The organism is Flavitalea plasmicola, assembly GCF_030546645.1.
Classification (GTDB): domain Bacteria; phylum Bacteroidota; class Bacteroidia; order Chitinophagales; family Chitinophagaceae; genus Puia.
The window spans coordinates 508,391-526,962 of the sequence record NZ_JAUOTO010000005.1; the positions used below are offsets into that span (position 1 = coordinate 508,391).

The 18,572-nt window shown below is 50.3% G+C and carries 12 protein-coding genes and 1 pseudogene; 5 read left to right on the top strand and 8 right to left on the bottom strand.

The features are described from left to right. Window positions 1–2: 2 nt before the first annotated feature. Window positions 3–293, bottom strand: a complete 291-nt coding sequence (locus tag Q4E93_RS20475) for a hypothetical protein (RefSeq protein ID WP_303588409.1) — start codon at window positions 291–293, stop codon at window positions 3–5. A gap of 281 nt (window positions 294–574) precedes the next feature. Here Q4E93_RS20475 and Q4E93_RS20480 point away from each other — a divergent pair, with 281 nt between their 5' ends. The 3 genes and pseudogenes from Q4E93_RS20480 to Q4E93_RS20490 form a co-directional block, all read left to right on the top strand. Then, window positions 575–1,273 carry a hypothetical protein gene (locus Q4E93_RS20480; RefSeq protein WP_303588411.1) on the top strand — a complete coding sequence of 233 codons (699 nt, stop codon included), beginning with the start codon at window positions 575–577 and terminating at the stop codon, window positions 1,271–1,273. 91 nt (window positions 1,274–1,364) lie between these two features. Further along, entirely contained in the window at window positions 1,365–5,774 is a 4,410-nt protein-coding gene (locus tag Q4E93_RS20485) for a PKD domain-containing protein (RefSeq protein ID WP_303588413.1), read from the top strand. 15 nt (window positions 5,775–5,789) lie between these two features. Then, window positions 5,790–6,045 (top strand): annotated as a pseudogene (locus Q4E93_RS20490) (IS481 family transposase); the annotation flags it as partial. Here Q4E93_RS20490 and Q4E93_RS20495 read toward each other — a convergent pair. The 7 genes from Q4E93_RS20495 to Q4E93_RS20525 form a co-directional block, all read right to left on the bottom strand. After that, window positions 5,972–6,424 (bottom strand): transposase, encoded by a 453-nt coding sequence (locus Q4E93_RS20495; RefSeq protein WP_368501886.1) that lies wholly within the window; start codon window positions 6,422–6,424, stop codon window positions 5,972–5,974. The pseudogene Q4E93_RS20490 and the gene Q4E93_RS20495 overlap by 74 nt on opposite strands. A gap of 127 nt (window positions 6,425–6,551) precedes the next feature. Further along, window positions 6,552–8,084, bottom strand: coding sequence for a hypothetical protein (locus tag Q4E93_RS20500; RefSeq protein ID WP_303588417.1), 1,533 nt, complete (start codon window positions 8,082–8,084; stop codon window positions 6,552–6,554). A gap of 15 nt (window positions 8,085–8,099) precedes the next feature. Further along, complete coding sequence (locus Q4E93_RS20505; RefSeq protein WP_303588419.1) at window positions 8,100–8,861, bottom strand: M12 family metallopeptidase; 762 nt, start codon at window positions 8,859–8,861, stop codon at window positions 8,100–8,102. Window positions 8,862–9,514: 653 nt separating this feature from the next. Next, on the bottom strand, window positions 9,515–10,162 hold the full coding sequence (locus Q4E93_RS20510) for a response regulator transcription factor (protein ID WP_303588421.1): 648 nt from the start codon (window positions 10,160–10,162) through the stop codon (window positions 9,515–9,517). Between the two features lie 10 nt (window positions 10,163–10,172). After that, window positions 10,173–10,826 (bottom strand): sensor histidine kinase, encoded by a 654-nt coding sequence (locus Q4E93_RS20515; protein ID WP_303588422.1) that lies wholly within the window; start codon window positions 10,824–10,826, stop codon window positions 10,173–10,175. A gap of 104 nt (window positions 10,827–10,930) precedes the next feature. Continuing rightward, the gene (locus Q4E93_RS20520; protein WP_303588423.1) at window positions 10,931–11,578 is read right to left on the bottom strand and encodes a hypothetical protein; all 648 of its coding nucleotides are present in this window, start codon (window positions 11,576–11,578) and stop codon (window positions 10,931–10,933) included. An 18-nt stretch (window positions 11,579–11,596) separates the two neighbouring features. Continuing rightward, entirely contained in the window at window positions 11,597–12,148 is a 552-nt protein-coding gene (locus Q4E93_RS20525) for a hypothetical protein (RefSeq protein ID WP_303588425.1), read from the bottom strand. Window positions 12,149–12,510: 362 nt separating this feature from the next. Here Q4E93_RS20525 and Q4E93_RS20530 point away from each other — a divergent pair, with 362 nt between their 5' ends. Together Q4E93_RS20530 and Q4E93_RS20535 are read left to right on the top strand one after the other, a co-directional pair. Next, window positions 12,511–14,040: a hypothetical protein gene (locus tag Q4E93_RS20530; protein WP_303588426.1), complete on the top strand. Its 1,530-nt coding sequence runs from the start codon at window positions 12,511–12,513 to the stop codon at window positions 14,038–14,040. Between the two features lie 4 nt (window positions 14,041–14,044). Beyond that, on the top strand, window positions 14,045–18,571 hold the full coding sequence (locus Q4E93_RS20535) for a F0F1 ATP synthase subunit B family protein (protein WP_303588428.1): 4,527 nt from the start codon (window positions 14,045–14,047) through the stop codon (window positions 18,569–18,571). The last annotated feature ends 1 nt before the right edge of the window (window position 18,572 follow it).

Consider the following 18,572-nt stretch of genomic DNA (forward strand, 5'->3'; position numbering starts at 1 on the left):
CATTACTTCGCTTGGCCTAACAAAAAGATGCAAACGAGGATAACCAGGAACAGGACCTTTGCGCAGGTCTTCTTTACATTTCCCAGATGGTTGACAGCGGGCGTAAGCGAAAAAATGGTTACCAGCACAGAGAGGGACGCCAGCAGGATATCAGCGAGATCGGAAGCGCTGTTGGTGAACAGGGTGTAATAGACCAGAAGGAGCAAAATAAGCACTGCTGCATCCAGCGTGATATGCAGCCAGTCCAGGAAGCTCCTGGACGCGGACCTGACAGATCGGACGACGTTGCCCACTTTTAGAGAGTGTAGTTTTCGTACTATAATATTACTAAAAATAGTATTACATATGACAGTAGGAGACAAATAAATTTTTCCTTGGGACAAATCCCAGCGTCTGCCGTTTAGATTCCGTTAACAATCCATTTGATTTCTATTGACAGCCTGGAGGGGCGTTATAGGAGTAAATTCATATATCATTAAACCTTTTGATCCATGAGCAGGCCTTATCTCTTTGTTATACCCGTATGCCTTTCATTTGCAACGGGTTATGCTGATAGCATACTAACTGTCTAAATATGAGAACACAACTTCATCTGACGTCAACATCGGACCCTGCCATCGCGGGCCCGGAAGCAGAAGCCTTCTGCCTGATCTATTCGTTCTTACTGCATGCCTGCGGGCTCGATCACTACAAGCGAATCGACATTACCCTGGTGGGAGCCGACAAAGATGAAGGGGTGACAAAATATCCCGGAAAAAAGATAGCCGTCGCGACGCGTTATTCCTTGCCGGAGGACCTTGCTGCTAAAGGTCGTGAAGGTAGGAGCAAGGCCTTCCTGGAAGTGATCCATGCCGCCTTGTTACGGGTGGCTGCCCTGGAATATAAGCTGGATGCCGGCGTCCTCGAAAGTATCAGAAAACGCATGCTGCACAGTGAACCTTCCTTCGAATTTGCCTGCCAGTCGGTGACGAGGGGCGCCGTTCAGGCCACCCTGCGCGTACATGCGGACATGACCCGATTGGATTATTATGTGCTGGTCGTGGAAGGCGGCCGGATCAAGTTCAAGCTTTGGATCTATAGCCGCAGCACCAGCGGAGTGAATGTCGCCGATGTTGCGTTGGACATGACCTGGAAGGATGACAATGAACTGGTCATTTCCGGAAAATCGATGGACGTGGAGATCCACGTGCTGATCAATGAAGGGAGGGCGTGGTCGAGGAGGGTGCCCCGAAATGGGAGGGTGAGGACGGCGAGGAAGGTGGTGATGGCGTAGGGGGCGGGATCCTTGCCGGGACGATCACCCGGCAAGGTGTTATTCGCTTTTTTTGCAATGTTTTTCTATCTTAGCGGACGACCTCCCGGACATGACCAGACCCTATTCCCTGTTATTGTGCTTTATCCCCCTTTTGCTTTCACTTTCCGTCTCGGGACAGCTGCACGCGGATTTTACAGGTGACAAGACGGGTGGCTGCCGGCCATTGATCGTCCATTTTTCCAACCAAACGACAGGGGCGTCCTCCAATGCCGTGTACCTATGGGATTTTGGCAACGGCAATACTGCCAGCCTTGCTTCACCCGAAGCGGTGTATGTCGATGAAGGGAATTATACCGTTATCCTTACTGTAAAGGATGGGACGAATTCTGTCACGGCCACGCATACTGTTACCGTTTATCAGCCGCCTGCAGTCGATTTTTCCACCAGCTCCGGCTCCGCCTGTGTCTCCACCTCTGTACCATTCAGCAGCGCCTCCACCGCCGGCAGTGGCTCTATCAGCGCGTACTTATGGGATTTTGGCGACGGCGTCGTTCAGCAGGGGAGTGAAGTTCAACCGCATATCTACCAACATGCGGGTGATGCAACCGTCAGTCTCACCGTAACCAATAGCAATGGCTGCAGCAGCATCCTCACCAAGACGGGCATCGTGAAGATCCTGCCATCCGTGACGGCTGCCTTCACCACCGACAAAAAAGTGCTTTGTAACGTATCCGATCCCGTGCAGTTTACCAATACCAGCACGGGCGCCGGGGCGCTGACCTATCTCTGGGATTTTGGAGATGGCCATACTTCCACACAGGCTGATCCTTCCTATTCCTTTTGGCAGAAAGGCACTTATAGTGTCAAACTAACCGCCACCAGTGGGGACGGTTGTTCCGCCACTGTCACGCAGGCCGATTATCTCAACGTAGCCAATTATAAAACCGATTTCGATCTGCCGGCTACAGGCTGCCAGGGCGCAACGCTGACCCTTTCCGACAAGAGCCTGCCCAGTCCGGATAGCCGGGCCTGGGAGCTGGTGGGTGGGAGCACCGGCACTGCCCCTGTTTTCGATGCAAGTTTCCCCAGTCCGGGTATCTATACGGTGAAGCTGACCGACGCGTTCGGCGCTTGCAGTCAGACCTTGTCGAAGCAAATCACCATCGGGACGGCGCCTGCGCTCACCGACTTCGATGTCGATGTCCAGGGCAAATGCGGCGCCCCTGCTGCAGTGAATTTTACGGACCATACTGCCGGGGCCGTGGCGTGGGACTGGAATTTCAATTATGATCCCTCCGACCCTTTCCCCACCATCGTACACCAGGGTCCATCTGTCTCCAATCAATTTTATACCAACTACCGGGTGTATACCGTCCAGCTCACTGTCACTGGCGCCAATGGCTGCAGCGCCAGCATGACCAAGCAGGTGTCTGTCAAGCCGCCCGTCGTCTATATCGACGAACCTGTCGGCGCCCCCGAATCTTCCTGCAATGCCCCAATCACCAAGACATATGAGATCCAGCATCTCGAGCTGCTGCAATCATGGACCTGGGACTTTGGGGATGGAACTACCTCTACCGCGCCGACCCCCACGCATACCTTTAGTGCCATCGGGCAATACATCATCGTATTGAACTATGTCACCAAAGACGGATGCACCGGTGTCTCCAACGCCCTCTACACCATCGTGGCACGCCCCCTGAACCTGGATTTCACCATTCCATCCACCACGGTGTGTGCCAATACGAACCTGCTGTTCGAGTCACCGTCGCTGTATGCCTCCGACGCCCTCTGGTCCAGCTGGGAATTCGGCGATGGCAGCATCTCTTCTTTTTACCCGCAGCATGTGTACACGACCCCGGGCGTATATACCGTAACGCTGCATGCCCAGAATGCCGCCTGCCAGACCACGGTTGAAAAGACGGGGTATATCACCGTGCTACCCCCGGTGGGCGCGTATACAGGGTTCAGCAACACCTGCGACGGGGAACGCAATGTGGTGACCTTCCATTTCACGCCGGGTGGCGCCACTACCAGCCTGCTGTGGGATTTCGGCGATGGAAATACTGCCAGGTCGGATGGTACGGTGTCACAGTTGACGCATACGTATGCCGATAACGGCGTTTATTTCATGAGCGTCAGTGGAGGAAACGGCACCTGCAATATATCGGGCTCCGACCAAGTGGATATCTTCAAGAAACAACATCCCGTACTTACCGCTGACCAGGCGGCTATTTGTCCCGACGGCACCCTGGCCGTCAGCGTGTCGAATTATGACATCAACCCCTGGACCGGCATCTCCTCCAGCAATTATTCCGCGCGGTTCCAATACGGCGACAACAGGGATTTTCAGGGCACGGCAACACCGGATTATTTCCAATGGGGCAATGTCTATTCCGGGAAGCTTACGCATTTCGAAGGGGGAGAGAGCGGTCTGCGGCTTATCACTACCTCCGTTCATTTCGGATGTGCCGATACCACCAATATTGTTCCGCTGACCATCAAAGGCGCCGCCGCCGGATATGAGATCATCGCCGACGATGCCTGCTTTCAATCACCGGTGGTGCTGCAGGACACCTCGAAGGTCAGCGCGGGCAATTCCATCCAGTCATGGCTTTGGGATTTCGGTGACGGCCAAACGTCCGCACAGGGAGGGACTGTTTCGCATAACTATGCGGAGCCGGGGAACTATACCGTGAAGCTGACGGTGCAGGATGGTTCCGGCTGCAGCGCTACCACGCCTACCGCGATAGCACAGGTGACCGTCAACGGGCCTAAGGCAAGCTTCACACCGTCGGGAACGACGGTGCCACTGAATAGCACCGTCTCGTTCTCCAATACGACCAATAGCTTTGGCAGTAATCCTGACTGGACATGGGATTTTGGAGACGGGGGGACCTCCGCGGCTGATGCGAGTCCTTCGCATACCTATACGCAGGCTGGGACCTATTCGGTGACCCTGACGGCAAAGGACCCTGTGACGGGCTGCAGCTCGACGGCTACGGCGACCATCGTGGTAGACCCTTTCGGCGCCAGCTTCAGCGCTTCAGCCTCCTATGTGGCCCAAGGTCATTGTCCACCTTTGCTCGTGCAATTCACCAACCACTCCGTCAACTACACCAGCATTCACTGGGACTTTGGCGACGGGACTACCGCCGACGAGCTGAACACGCCCAGTCATGTGTACGAAAAGGCCGGTGAGTACACCGTCACGCTCACCGTCAGCGGCGCCAATGGACTATCGGGGCAGTATATCCAACAAGTGACCGTCGACCAGCCCACGGCGGCTTTGACTGCAGCCGCCACTGCCATCTGTTCCGGGCAGCAGGCGCAATTGAAGGCGACGGCTGTCAGCGCTGTGGAATATACCTGGGACTTTGGGGACGGTAGCGTGGCCAGCGGGACCGATGCTTCCATCACGCACGTATATACGGGAGGCGGCGCCTATCAATTGAAATTACTGGTCACTGATGTCGATGGCTGCACTGCCTCTGCTGATGCGGGCATCAGCCTACAGGTCCATCCGCCCCCTGTGGTGTCGGTGACGCCGGCAGCGGCCTTTGTCTGTCTTAACAGCTCGGTGACGCTGACTGCATCCGGCGGTCAAACCTATTCCTGGCTGCCCGTCCTCGGGCTGGACCGCGCGGATATCGCTGCACCCGTGGCCTCCCCTGCTGTCAATACAGATTACCAGGTGACCGTCACGGACGACATCGGCTGTCAGAACACCGGGCATGTTGCCGTCGAAGTGATACAGCCTTTGTCCCTTACCGTCACGCCCGTCACGGCATCGTTGTGCCCCGGAAAAAGCGTGCCCTTGCATGCTTCCGGCGCGTACAGCTACTCCTGGATCGACAATACCAACGGCCTCAGCAATACCCAGTCCGCCGAAGTGGTGGCAAGGCCTGACCGCTCCGGCGTTTATACTGTCACGGGTACGGATGCCCATTCCTGCTTTAGCGATACCGCGGAAGTTAATATTACCATCTTGCCCGTGCCCACTGTCATCGCCGGTCCGGATGTCGAGGTGCTGGCCGGCGCTTCCGTCACGCTGAATGCCAACGCGGGCAGTGATGTCACCTGGACCTGGAGCCCGGCACAGTATCTCAGCTGCGCGGATTGCGCAGCCCCTGTCTGCACGCCGAAAAAGACGATGCAATATATCGCAACGGGAACGAATGGCGAAGGCTGCAGCGCCAGCGATACGGTGGTCGTCAAACTGGCTTGTGACGCGGCCCATGTGGGGGTGCCCAGCGGCTTTACGCCGAATGGCGACGGCCATAACGACCGATTTGTCATCCAGGGGATCGCGGAAGTAGATCATCTCGTGATCTATGGCCGCTGGGGCCAGAAGGTCTTCGAAAGATCCCATTTCATCGCCTCGGATCCCTCCAACTGCTGGGATGGAACGATACAAGGACAGCCATGCCCTACCGGGGTGTATACTTATTTCATCGAGATGCGATGCCCGGCGGGGGGCGTGTTTAGTATGAAGGGGACGGTGGTGGTGGTGAGGTGATGGGAGGAGCGCCGGGAGTCGTTTGGAGAGATTGAAACCGAGCACCCTGGATATCTCGGATCCCAGAATACTTACCATGTCGGCAATATCAAGGGCGTCGGTCGCATTTGCAAGCAGACCTTTATCGACACTTACAGCCCGCATGGCTTTTGCCAAACTCTATGAGACCAAGCATGCTATTACCTCTGCAGATATTTTCAATGAGCGTGTCCTGCCGTTCTTTGATGACCATCAAATTCCATTGCTTCGGATCCTGACGGACAGGGGTACAAATAGATATAAGCCGGTGATTTGGGAAATTCTTGCCTGAAGCGGTCATAGTACTTGTCCAGCAATGTCAAGGTTACGATAGTATCACGCTTCCGGCTGACTCTAAACTCCCTGACTTGCAACCAATGCTCCCACATCCGTAAGATGAAATGAATGCCGCCGGATTGTAAGCCGGCAAACAGTGCCGTGCCGGGATACCCTCGATCCAACAGTAAAATGTCTCCTCGTTCCACCTTCGGCAAATGTTTCAACGGTAACTCCTGTTCGTTGCCATCCGTCGAACCTGTCTGTACATCCAATGTCAGATAGTTCACCGCATCATACGGCGCAGAGAGCAGACGCATGCTCTTCGGTAGGTCTTTCTTCTTTCCCTTTCCCATCCCCCGTCTGTCAAACTCCTAGTAGTCGACTTCCTGATAAAAGTCTTGCCAGATAATATCGGTGAGCTCCAAGAACGCCTTCAACATTAGAAGGAACAGGGAAGGATATACCGACCGGCCTGAAAGCCTATAAATCCAGATTCAAATTATAACTCACCCCCACAAACCATCCCACCTTAGGAAATACCGACACCGTCGGTATATCATCCGGCGAAGCCTTCACAGCATAAGATGTATTCATCTGTAACTGCTGATCCAGTACCTTGGAAGACTTCAAGGTCATCCCTGCCGTAAGTATAACCCGGTTCTTATTTCCCAGGATCAGCGAAGGCCCGATATGGAAATTGAGGTCATCGAAATCCGCCGTAGTGCTGGCGCCGATGCTCCCGCCTAATTTCACCACGCTCGGTGACCGCTTGTAAAAATGTACCAGTCCGCCAATTGAAAGCATCAGTCGTTTGCCCCGCTGTGCGGAAATAATCTGCCGGGTGGTGTCGGTCAAATTTTGATAGTAATAAGTGCGACCTAGGAAATCTTCACTTCCACCATTTACAAACAGGCCCGTGCTGAAGTCGATCTTCAGTCCCCCTGTTGCATTGAAAGTAAGCGTAGTACTCTTCTTATCGGGAATATCGCAATCAGTAAGATCCTGGGGTGTAAAAGTCAGCGTGACAGTCGTCTGGTCTTTTTTAGGAATATACACATCCGAAGTGTAAATGTAATTGGCCGGATTGGCGGTAACGCTGAATTGCTTGACAATCGTAAAGAGCTTATTGTCTTTGTCGAAATCGAACATGTCCGCCACCGTCTTTTCCGCCTCGCCAAGATTGTCCGTTAACTCGGACACTGCCTTCTTGAATCCTTCCTTACCCTGCACCTGCTTCAGCCTGTCATCTTCAAACCCCTTCAGTTTCTCTTCGAAGCTTTTCCTGTCATCCCTGCTAAGCCTCGGATTACTCAATTCCTTTTTAAGCTCCGCAATTCCCTTTTCATCCTCGGTAATGGCAAGATCAACCTGATGATTCACCGTCTCAATATACTCTGGGATGGCCTTCTTTAGCCATGCTACCAATTCTTCAGCCCTGGGCCGCAAGCCGAATAAGGTGTCCTTCATCTGTTTATAGAGCTGACTCCGCGTCTGACCCGCATCCGCTGCCGACAAATAGTTGCGGGCAAGAGTTTTTGCCATTCCCGGAACGTCGACGCCAGGGTCACAAACTTCGGCCAGATCGCTCAGTTTGTTATAAAAAAGAATAGCGCCGTTTAACTTATCAGCACAATGTTGAATCTCCTCAAAGGCAATTTCGATCGATTCTTTTGGATGGGTCTCCTTACCATGCGTTGCCTTGTCCTTGGCCGGCGTCTGCGCCAGTGCCGGGGCTGCCGGTAAGCCGTGTAAAAAAAGAAAACTAGGCGCCTTAATCCCTGTCAGGGCATCCGGCACGGTAGTATTCAGGTTGGCGTCCGTCTTCGCATCATCCACTTTCCACACCTTCTTGTTTACGTGGTTGACAATGATTTGAAACGGTTTATTGAATTTCACCGACTCGGTTTTTTCCGGAGGCAAATTAGTGAGATCATAAGTAAATTTTTGCTGTGCGCTCACTTGACTTCCGGCCAGCAGAAGCATTATAAGTCCGGAAAAATGGCTCTTTTTCATATCACTGGTTTATGGTTATTTTTTAATGGGATACCAAATACCGATATCTTTTTCATCGGTAGAAGAAAGGCCTTTCGGCCACGGGATGGAAAAGGTATGTCCGATCGTTAGTTCTGCCGGGACCGCATAGACCATAATTGAGGTAGAGTCAAACTCCTCATACGGCTTTTCAACGGGGAACTGGTCGAAAATATTCCGATAGACTTCCTCCCTGGGCCATTTATACAAGTCCTTATAGTAACTCACCACCGCCTCGGTGTCCCAGGGTATTTTTACCGTGGACTTTTGGAGTTCGTGCTCCAGGCCAATGGCATGCCCGAATTCATGCAGAACAACCCGAGTAAACTCGGCATCATCGGAAAGAGTGTCCAGACCTTCCAGGAACATACTTGGACCGTTGAGATAAGGAGACTCATTGGCCTCCTTGCCAACGGCCGAAGCATAGCCTCCGCTTCGGAATGTAACCCGGATATCCGAAAGGGGCTTTTTCTCGGTCAGCGTAAAGGTAACGTTACAGTATTTGGACCAGGCAGCCGCCGTCCGGAGCAACCTTGCGCTTATCGGCCGGGCGCTGTCCAGCAGAAATACCCTAATCTCTTTATGCTGGCCCCATTGCCGGATATAATTGGGTGCAAAAGCGGGCTGTCTTCCGGAGATCTTCACTTTTTTCAGCCGCGTGCAAAAATGCAGGACAGGCGTCTTTTTGTCCCGGCAGGCCACCCCAAAAACTAAGCAAATTCCCAACCCCCAAAGCAGATATCTGACCTTATTTACCATAGTTAGGTAAGTCTGAAGTTAAATGAGATAAATATAGCCCGCGTCTTCAGGAAACGCAACGGGAAAAACACCCTTTCTCAACAACTGCGCTTACTACAGGTTCTTCATTGATATTCTGCCGATATACAGGACACATCTTCCTTTTGGACTATCCAATGGATCTGCTTTGCCAGTAAAGGAATTGTTGACAACATTGCCTGTGATGGTGATTGCGGACTATTGTCCCCCCCGCTGAAACATCCATTTTGCTTAGATCAACGACATTAGTGTTTTCACGGGTATTTCCGAGCATGGAAAATTGTATCCTTATGAAAAATGGTTCCCGAAATGGAACAAGCCCCCTTTTTAAAGTATTGCCATTCATGAATACATATCCCCGCACCCCCTGGGCGCCTTACTGGATGGTAAGCGATTTTCAGAAACACCCAGTAAAATATTTGCCAATGAAAAAAGATTGCATTTGCCGGATGCCTTTTTTCTGAATGCCCCACCCATAGGCAAGCAAGGACATATGAGTTCCTGCGTGGGATCGGGGCGGAAGTACAGAATCAATGGAGAACCGACGGTAGTGAAAAAGATCTTTTTGGGCGACCTATGATTTGATTCGAAAAGGATGTTTCCACGAAGCGTATTTTCTAAATGTTCTATGGAAATCAGCCGTCTATTTTTATTATATTATGCCTGATGGCATAAATCACCATTCCCGTGCGGGACCTCACCTGAAACTTGTCGAAGATCATTTCCCTGTAGCCATCCACCGTCCTTGGGCTTACATGCATCTGATCTGCAATCTCTTTGTATGTTAGCTCGGTTGAGCAAAGCTCGAGAAAGCAAAGCTCGCGTGTACTTAGCTGTTTTTCCTTTTCTGATCTATCGTCTTTGATATTTCTCATTAGTCTACCTGAAATAAGATCATTGATATAAAATCCGGTGGCTTTTACGGATGAAATTGCGCGAACCAGTTCGTCCGCATTGGATTCTTTCAATACATATCCGCCGGCTCCATTGCGGAGCATCCTTATGATGCTCGATTCATCCTCATGCATGGTGAGCGCAATGATCCCGATGTCCGGAAAATTGCTCTTCAGCCAACGAGTGGCTTCATGGCCATCCATGCTGGGCATATTGATATCCATCAGGATGACGTCCGGTAAATTTTTCTTTTGAAGGTTTTCTTTCAATTGTATTCCACTCTTGGCCTGAAACAGCACTTCTATGAAATCATATTCTCTTAACAAGTTGACCAACCCGTCCCTGAAAAGTGTATGATCATCAACGATGGCCAGCGTTACGTTTTCCATACTTTTTGGTTTATAGAGGAATGTTTAAGGTTGCCGTGGTTCCTTTCCCTTCTTCAGAGGTGAGGGTTAGTTCACCTTCGATCATTTGCGCCCTCTTAAATAAATTATTCAAGCCCATACCCCGTGAATCGGCCACGGCCTGCCTGACGTCAAAGCCTTTTCCATTATCCCTGATCTGAATTTCGTAGGCTTTTTCGAGGTATTGGAAATCTACGTTGATCGCTGTTGCTTCCGCATGTTTGATGATGTTGTTCAGCAACTCCTGGATCAGACGGAAAGCAATCAGCTCTTTTTGGGGGCTTTGCATGGACTTTCGATCTCCTGTGCAGCGCCACGTGATCTCAAAGCGCTCGCTTTTAGCTAACCAGCCTAGTTCGTTCTCTATTGCTTTTTCAAGGCCCTCCTTCAGCAGGTTTTCGGCATGGACGACGGAGGCAAGCTGCCGGAGGTCTTTAATGGACATGCCTAGCAGATGCAGGGCGGTGTCGATCTTATGTTGCTCTTTAGGCGAGCCGCCGCCGATGGCGATAGTGCTTAAAGTCACTTTTGTAAGGCTTAACAGCTGGCCGATGTTGTCATGAATGTCTGAACCGATGGTTTGGAGGGTTTGCTCCTGTACTTCCATTTGTGATTTAACCAGCTCCTCTTCAAAAGACCGTTTCATTTTTTCTTTTTCTTCGGCATGCCGCTTTTTTCTTTTGTTGTACAAGCCGATATATAATATCAGGAAGCAGCCTCCCAAAAGGAAAATAAGCGTGATGATGCTTACTAAGAGGACAATTTGGTTTGTCGATACTTCCATCTGAACGCAATTATCCAGGACCCATAGAGGATGCCGTTTAAAACTGTCAATATTATATATCGAAGATAGATCCCTTTGGCGATGTTGATCTCCATCAATTCCGTGAAAAAAATATTGATAGCCGTGCTCACAAAATAAAACAAAAAAATACCAGTGACAAGCCAAAATGGCGGATGGGTGGTAAGATCGACAAAAGATTCTGCTTGCAGCAGCTGAAAAAAGAACAGCCCGGATGCAATTACAAAGATCACTGCAGCAAGGGAATCGCTGAGATCGATGTAAATTTCATAATTATAAAGGTATCCTTCCGACAGAAAGATGAAAGTGTAAAGGACGGCGGCCGCAGACAGCCAGAGTGTCTTGTGGAAGCTGCCTGTATATAATTTGTAAAATAGCCAGCCGATGAAAAAGACTTCCACCGGCTGCTCGATGTTGTAAACCCAATGATTGTGTCTTTTGAAAAAGACGGCTATCACCCAGCCCGCGCCGTCCAAAAGCGTCGTTGCCAACATAAACCAGATCAGGGCGTACCAATGAATGTCTTTATCCTTCCGTAAATATCGCACGGCTGCCAGAAAACAAATCAGCTCAATTAATAAGGTCGATGGGAACATACCAGGAATTTATACAAGTTAGGGCCAGAGGTGACCGGCATCATAGCCCGGAATAGTATTGGGGGTAAGGTTTACAGGGTCCTGCGCCGAATTTGTCCTTCGATATCTATGCGCACTGTCGATATAATCATACACTATGTGGTCAATAGTGTCATAGGCGGCAGGGATGACAAGAAAGTCCATTCTTTTGTGCGTGACAGAATCTATCTTTTTCATAAAATAGAACCCAACGACCCAGGTGCAATGATCGGGTAAGGTATATAAATTAGTAACACTGTCGTACGTAACGTTGACATAATGCAATATCTCTTCTTTCGTGTAATAAACACCATATGACCTTTTGGTGGTAACCGGAAACGAGGGGATATCACGGTAGTTCTTAACCATCTTATAGGCAGTAGCCGGGTCTACTGGGTCTACAAAGCTTGGTTTGTGGACGACGGAATATAAAAGCGCCTCCTTTCTGTATAGGTAATAAATGCTTATACCTAGTAAAACCAGCAATATTGCTATAACGATCAGCAGCTTTTTACTCAGCCGGCGGTAGAATTCGAGCGATACTTCAGCCATAGAATAGCGTTTAGAGAGTTAATAAAAGAAGAAAAACATGTTGCAGTAAAGGTATCGGCGTTTCGTTTTCGCGAATGGGGTATAAAAACTCATTTTTTAGGGTATAAATACGGGATAGGTAATATTTAAAGATGGCATTTTACAGTGGTGGACGAGGAGAAGGTATTCATTCTTCCCGGTCTGAAAAACGTGAAAAACACCCTAATTTCCTTGTCTCAAACCCTTTAAATTCACCGAATAGTCTGATATGTGCTCCTGTCATAACCGCTGTCATACGTCTGCCGTATCCCCCTGTGTAATTGTATCTGATCCAGCTCTGCCCGTCAGATGAATAATATCTCTAAACTCAAACCGACATCCATATGTTCCGGTACAGGATATTTTTATGTCTTTTACAGCTGGCCGTTTTGGCTGCCAAGGCCCAGGATGCTGACTACATCCGGGCGCTGAGAAATTATAGCACCGTCGACCTTTATTCCGGCAAAATGGCAGACATCGGCGGAAGTAACCACCTGGCTATTCCTGTTAAAATAAAAGCCGATTCCGTCTCCGACTCCTGGATCCTCTATGACGCCACGGCGCAGAAGCCGTTGATAAAAGACACCTTTGATTTTATTTTTGACTATTCCATCAGCAGCACTCTCTCCGGTGTTCTCTATAAAAAAACGATCCAGGGAAAACAAGCGCTATTCTATCGTACATGGCCCGGATATCCAGGTACAGCTGATGCTGCTACTACGATCGACATCGATGTGCTGCATCAAGATAAGTTTGTCCATGACTATATTGGAATAACCGAGACTGGGAAGCAGCAACCCTGCTACCTGCATATCAGTGGTAATCGCGTCCAATTACCCCAGGTACCCGACAGCGCCTACCTTTATCCTTTCAAAGATGATGTTTTCCAGGTTGTTGGCGTTCCGGCCGGCCCCCTGCTGTTGCTGGTGAACAAACTGAATTATACTACTTATACTTCCATCAGCGCCCAGCCTGATAATATACTGCTGGTGAACAAAAACAACAGGTATTGGTACCTCCGTTTTGCCGGGGGGCACCTGGATTCTATCGGCCCGTATACAGCCGCGCAGGATTTCGCTGAAGACCAGGATTACGGCATCGTCAAGGATGATAAGGGTGTTTACGAGATAGTTTCACTCAATAATTTCACGAGCTACCCTATTCCCTGGCAGGCTGGAGAAGAAGTCGATGCGTTGGTCAGGCTAAAGGATACCAATCTGATTGCCTGCAAGTACCGGACTCCTGCGCGTATCTGGAGACTGTTCAAATGGGCCGGCACCCATTTGGATACCGTGGATCGCGATTTGAAACTTTCGTATGACCAGGATATTTTCCCTGTGTACAAAGCTGCCGTAGTAGTTAGCGATCCCGGGGGAGACCCCTTGCTGTTACCAGCTATCGGCAAACCGGGGGGGGCGGCCGAATCCCTTCCCGGTGTCGCGTTCTCTTCTCTCGGCATATACCGGCACTATTATGAGATCCCACCCCCTATAAAGAAAAAAGGAAAACTCATGGCCGTGTCGATCGTCGTTACAGGGCAAAATGTCAATGACAACTCACTCAAAAATTTATATTTTATTCAAAACGGAAAGCTCCTGGCTCATAAGGACAGCGTCTCGGCGCTTTCTTTTCCGGGGGGACGTTTTTTGGTCTATAAAAGGCGGAATAACTGGCATTGGCAGGATGTCGAATCACCAACTACGAACCTGCGACAGGCGGGAACTTATAGGTGGATAACGCCCTTTATCGCCCTGGAAAGAACAGCCCCCAGATATTTTGCGACGGCGTTGAAAGACGATATTCCCGAACCCAAAGTCGTCTACCTGGACGAGAAGGAAGAACTGCTGGATACCAAAACCGAAGTAAAAAAATAACCCCATGCCTGGTAAACCTACTATTCATAGAAGAGCTTTCCTGAAAGGCATTTCGCTAACGGGTCTCACCATTTTGCCGGGTGCGAAAGTTATCGCAGGGCTTGTCGCGGGCGCTCACAAAGCCGATACTTCTAAATTCGTGCAACACGCTGTTCGTCTTATGCAATATGAGAACCTATTGCACCTGGAGTTCTATTTTATCAATGTCACCGAGAGCGAGGGTTGGATAAGCCCAAGAAAATACGGTTCGGACGATCCTTATTACGACCAACGTGAAAGTTATATGGTCGTGAGGCTGCCTCAGCAGCACATTGCCGAAGAATCGTTTAAAATCGACGGTCAGCATCCCCTTGCATCCCCTGTTTATGCGAGTACAACCATCTCCGGCTATAGCTTCCTGGTGTTCCGCATTTTCTTCGACCGCCTGCCCGCCAAATCCCAGGGCAGGCTCCGGCAGTCAGTTGAAGAGCTCATGAATTGGAACGCTGCGCATTTCAATCTTATCGTACGTAAAAATATAAGAGACTATATTTTCCAGTTGGATGGAACAAAGGCAGAGAATCAATACCCGCTTGGTTATACCAAGAATGCCGCCGGCGTAAATACGTTCGATCCAGAGAATATTCCAAAGGAAAAACACCTTTCCATTTCCTGGAAGGACCGGCAATTCGGCGATTCTTCTCCTTTTACGGCTATCGAAGTTCCCTGGGGACTTGTGCTCAGCCCGGCTTTACCCGACCAGACCCATTTCAGGTTTAGATGGAACTTTACGAGCAACGGCTTGAAAAAAATGCCGGCCGGCCCGGTGAAGGCCAGCGAGCTATGGATGGCCACCCTACAGGTGGAGCGAATCAAACAGGCAGCCTTGACCCTTGCAAAACCGGAAGTGAACAAGAATGCGCCCAACGCAACCAAGGAGAACCCTCTCGTGGCGGCGGAATTCCAAAACAGCGGCGACAACCTGATGCAATTGTTGCTTGTAGGAGTCTATTATGATGAACCGTTAAAGGGTCCCCAAGCCTTATACCTGCCCTCCAAGGACGACAGGAAAAACCTCGTCGATGCCTACCTCCGCTTCCACATAAAGGCCAGCACCCGAAAAATGGCATTTACACCCTTGGGTATCTCGACTGAAATGAAATTCCGGAATACCCATGCGGACACGGATAGCATCAATCTCTTCGGCTGGCGTCAATCCATTTCTTTTGGCAGAGACCAGGAGGTAAAAGTCGCCCACCTCTTTGTCGACTCGTGTTTTGGACTTAAAATGCTGGTCGTCTCCTGCACCAAGCGTCGCACCATACGAGGGGTGGCCATTCTGGAATACTATACGCTGCTGATGCCTTTGGAAATGGAGAAAGACTATTCACTTTATGACAATAATAAGAATATCAAGAGCTATCAGACCGACAATTACAAATACAACACTTCCTATAAAAAGATCACTTTTGGCAGTCTGACCCCCAAAAGGATACAGGACCCCAAGGATGATCGGATAAATAATGTACTGGATGGAGATACCGTCCTTGCATTTTGGGCCAAAACGCCTCAACTGCTGGACCTGGAATGGGATTTCATCGCAACAGACTGGCACGGCAAGGAACGTCCATTCAAAAGCAAACTGTTCTTGCTAAGTCAATCATTGGCGGATAAGGTCTCCGACACGCCCAAATACCCTCTTCAATTCGATAGGAACATTCTTGCTATGGGCGACGATATTAAATCCAGGATCGCCCAGTTAAGCGCCGGCACCCTGCTGGATCTTGAAAGCATTGACCATGCCATCACGGAGTATCAAGGCGCTATAGCAGCATCGGGCAATTTCTGGCATAAGATCGAGAACGCTTCCGGCCAGTTCAAACTTGGAATTGCAGACCAATACCGGGATATCCTCACGGCGCTGCTGGCGCAGATCGAGTCAGGTATCCGGGCCAAAGCCTGGCAGATCGAGGACGAGATCATGGAAGAGTATATGATCTTTAAGAAGCGCATTCTCGATATCGGCGCAGTCATTTGGGAAAACATCGGCGCCGCGCAACAACAGGCATTGGCGATCATCCAGGCCCTGCAAAATAGCCTCCACCCATTGCCTGACCCGGACGGGATCAAACGGTCGCTGCAGGGGTTGGCCGATGATATACAAACAAGACTTCGCACACTTGCAGACTGGGATGCCTTACAGACGGCTATCGATGATTATATAAAGAGGCTAAGCGACCAGATCAATGTCTTTCTCGCCAATGCCGATGCCGCCATCCGGCAGATGGTCGACGAAATGAATAATGTGCTTGCTGCCGCGAAGAGCTACCGGGTTAAGGATTATTTTGAAACGGAGAAACAACGGTTTCTACGTGCGATCCCGCTTGCCGTCAGGGGCAGTATTATCAAGGACTTTGACGCCAAAGGAGCGAAAATAAAAAACGCGCTGGAGACCATCCGGTCTACTGAAGCCGGCTTCAAAGGCCGAATCGATCTTTATGGGAAAGAACTAGGCTACGCCGTATACGGGGTAGAGGAGGAATTGGAGAAAATGAAAGCGGCCATTATCATTAAATTCCCGGATGACTGGCAACAACGATATGAAGATTTCCGGCAGGAATACCAAAAGGAAAATGCGAAGATCTCCAATCTGAAAACCGACTTTATTATCTTCCGGAACAACTATCGTCAGGCGGAAGGCCAGATCTTGTTCGATTTTCACCAGGACTATGCCTGCTTTCCGCAGATGCACACGGCCCAGGTGTATGTGCAGACCATCACGGATATAGTCCACAAGGAGATCCCCATCCGGATGAAGTTTGCCGAAGACTACTACAAAAACCAGGCAGACGATTTTGTACTCGAGACCAAGCATAATGTAGCCCGGGTGTTCGCAGAGATAAAAGCCGACACGAAAGAGCTCGTAAAAACCTCGATGCGCGAAATAGCGCATGAACTGGGCGGGCTGGTGAACCCCGAATTGGCCGCCGACTTTATGACCTATATGAAAGACGGTCGCGATGCCGCCACCAACATCCTGGCAAATGCACAGAAAGAAGGACGGCAGCTGGAAGACAGTGCAAAAGCGCAGCTGCAGGCTGCAGCCGATCATTACGCCAACAGTGAGGTGGTAAATAATCTGAAGCGACAATTCGGGGACCTGAAGTCCCTCATCGATGAGCACGGCAATGATCTCCGGCAGGCCCAACAGGCGTTGATCTTGATGGGCAAGGAGGCCAAAGAACAGATCAAGAGCAATGTGAAGGAGATCGAGATCCAGGCCCAGGATTATTTCAAAGGACTCGAGGCCAAGATCCTGGGGTCCATCCATCTCAAGGACATCCTGGGGGTGGGCTTCGAGTTGCCGAAGATAGACCGTCGAACGAAAGAAATATCCTACCAATTCATCACGGAAAAATTACAGCCCGTGTCTCTCGGGCCTTTTGCTTTCTACAACAAATCCGCAGGCAAAGCTTCCCGGCTGACGGCCTTCTTCAAAAAGCAGCTGACCACTGGCGGCCAGTTCTATTCCAGCACAGCGCTCACCGATTTCAGTGTCGGTATTTTTGACGACCGGCTGCTCGTGTCCTTTGAGAAGCTCGAGATATTGACGAACAACGATGTTAAGAACAAGGTCTCTGTGAAGATTGCCGACGTACAATTTCAAAAGGAATTGGCTTTTCTGCAGGCGTTGTCAAAAAATATCCAGGTACCCGGCACGGGCATCGTATTGAACATCACGCCTCAGCAGATCAGCGCGGAATATGCGTATACTTTTCCTGCCATCAGCGGCGGCGCTTTTACGATGGCCAATCTTAAATTCCGGGTGGGGGTGATCATTCCCCTGTCCATTGGCGGCAGCAAATCGACCACACCCATCATTGCTATGTTTGGAATCAACGGGCCGGATGATAAATTCGTCGTTGCGGCCGGCATCTATGGCGGGAGGGGGCATTTCGTTATTGAAACTACGCCAAAATACCTCCGGTCTATCGATACCGGCATTGAATTCGGGGGATATTTCGCTCTCGACCTGACCATTGCAAAAGGGGAGGCTTTTTTGATGGCGGGCATCCGCTTTGTATATACCCGGGATGATATCGGGAACACCACTATCGACCTTTATTGTACCCTTTCCTGCGGCGGCTCTGTTACCGTCTTCGGCTTTATTACGGTGTCAGTGCTCTTCATGCTTATTCTCCACTACCAGCAATACCAGGGTGGTTCCAGCCTATATGGCATCGCCAGCGTTTCGTATTCCATCAAGATCGGGTTTTTCAAGAAATCGTTCACGCTGAGCTATACCAAACGATTGGCGGGAACGGACTCCCGGCAGTCACCCTCCGATACCTCCCTGAACAGGCCGCCTGTCCGTTATGAGGCCTACCTGGTGGCTGGGAGGGACACTGACCCGCCTTTGTACATCGAGCAAGCGGACTACCGGGAAGAAGCGTGGATCAACAAAAAGCATGGGCTTAAGAAAACCTATGCCGGCAGCAGATGGACAAAATTCTGCCGGTGCTATAAATTAACCTGCAATACCAACCAGTAGT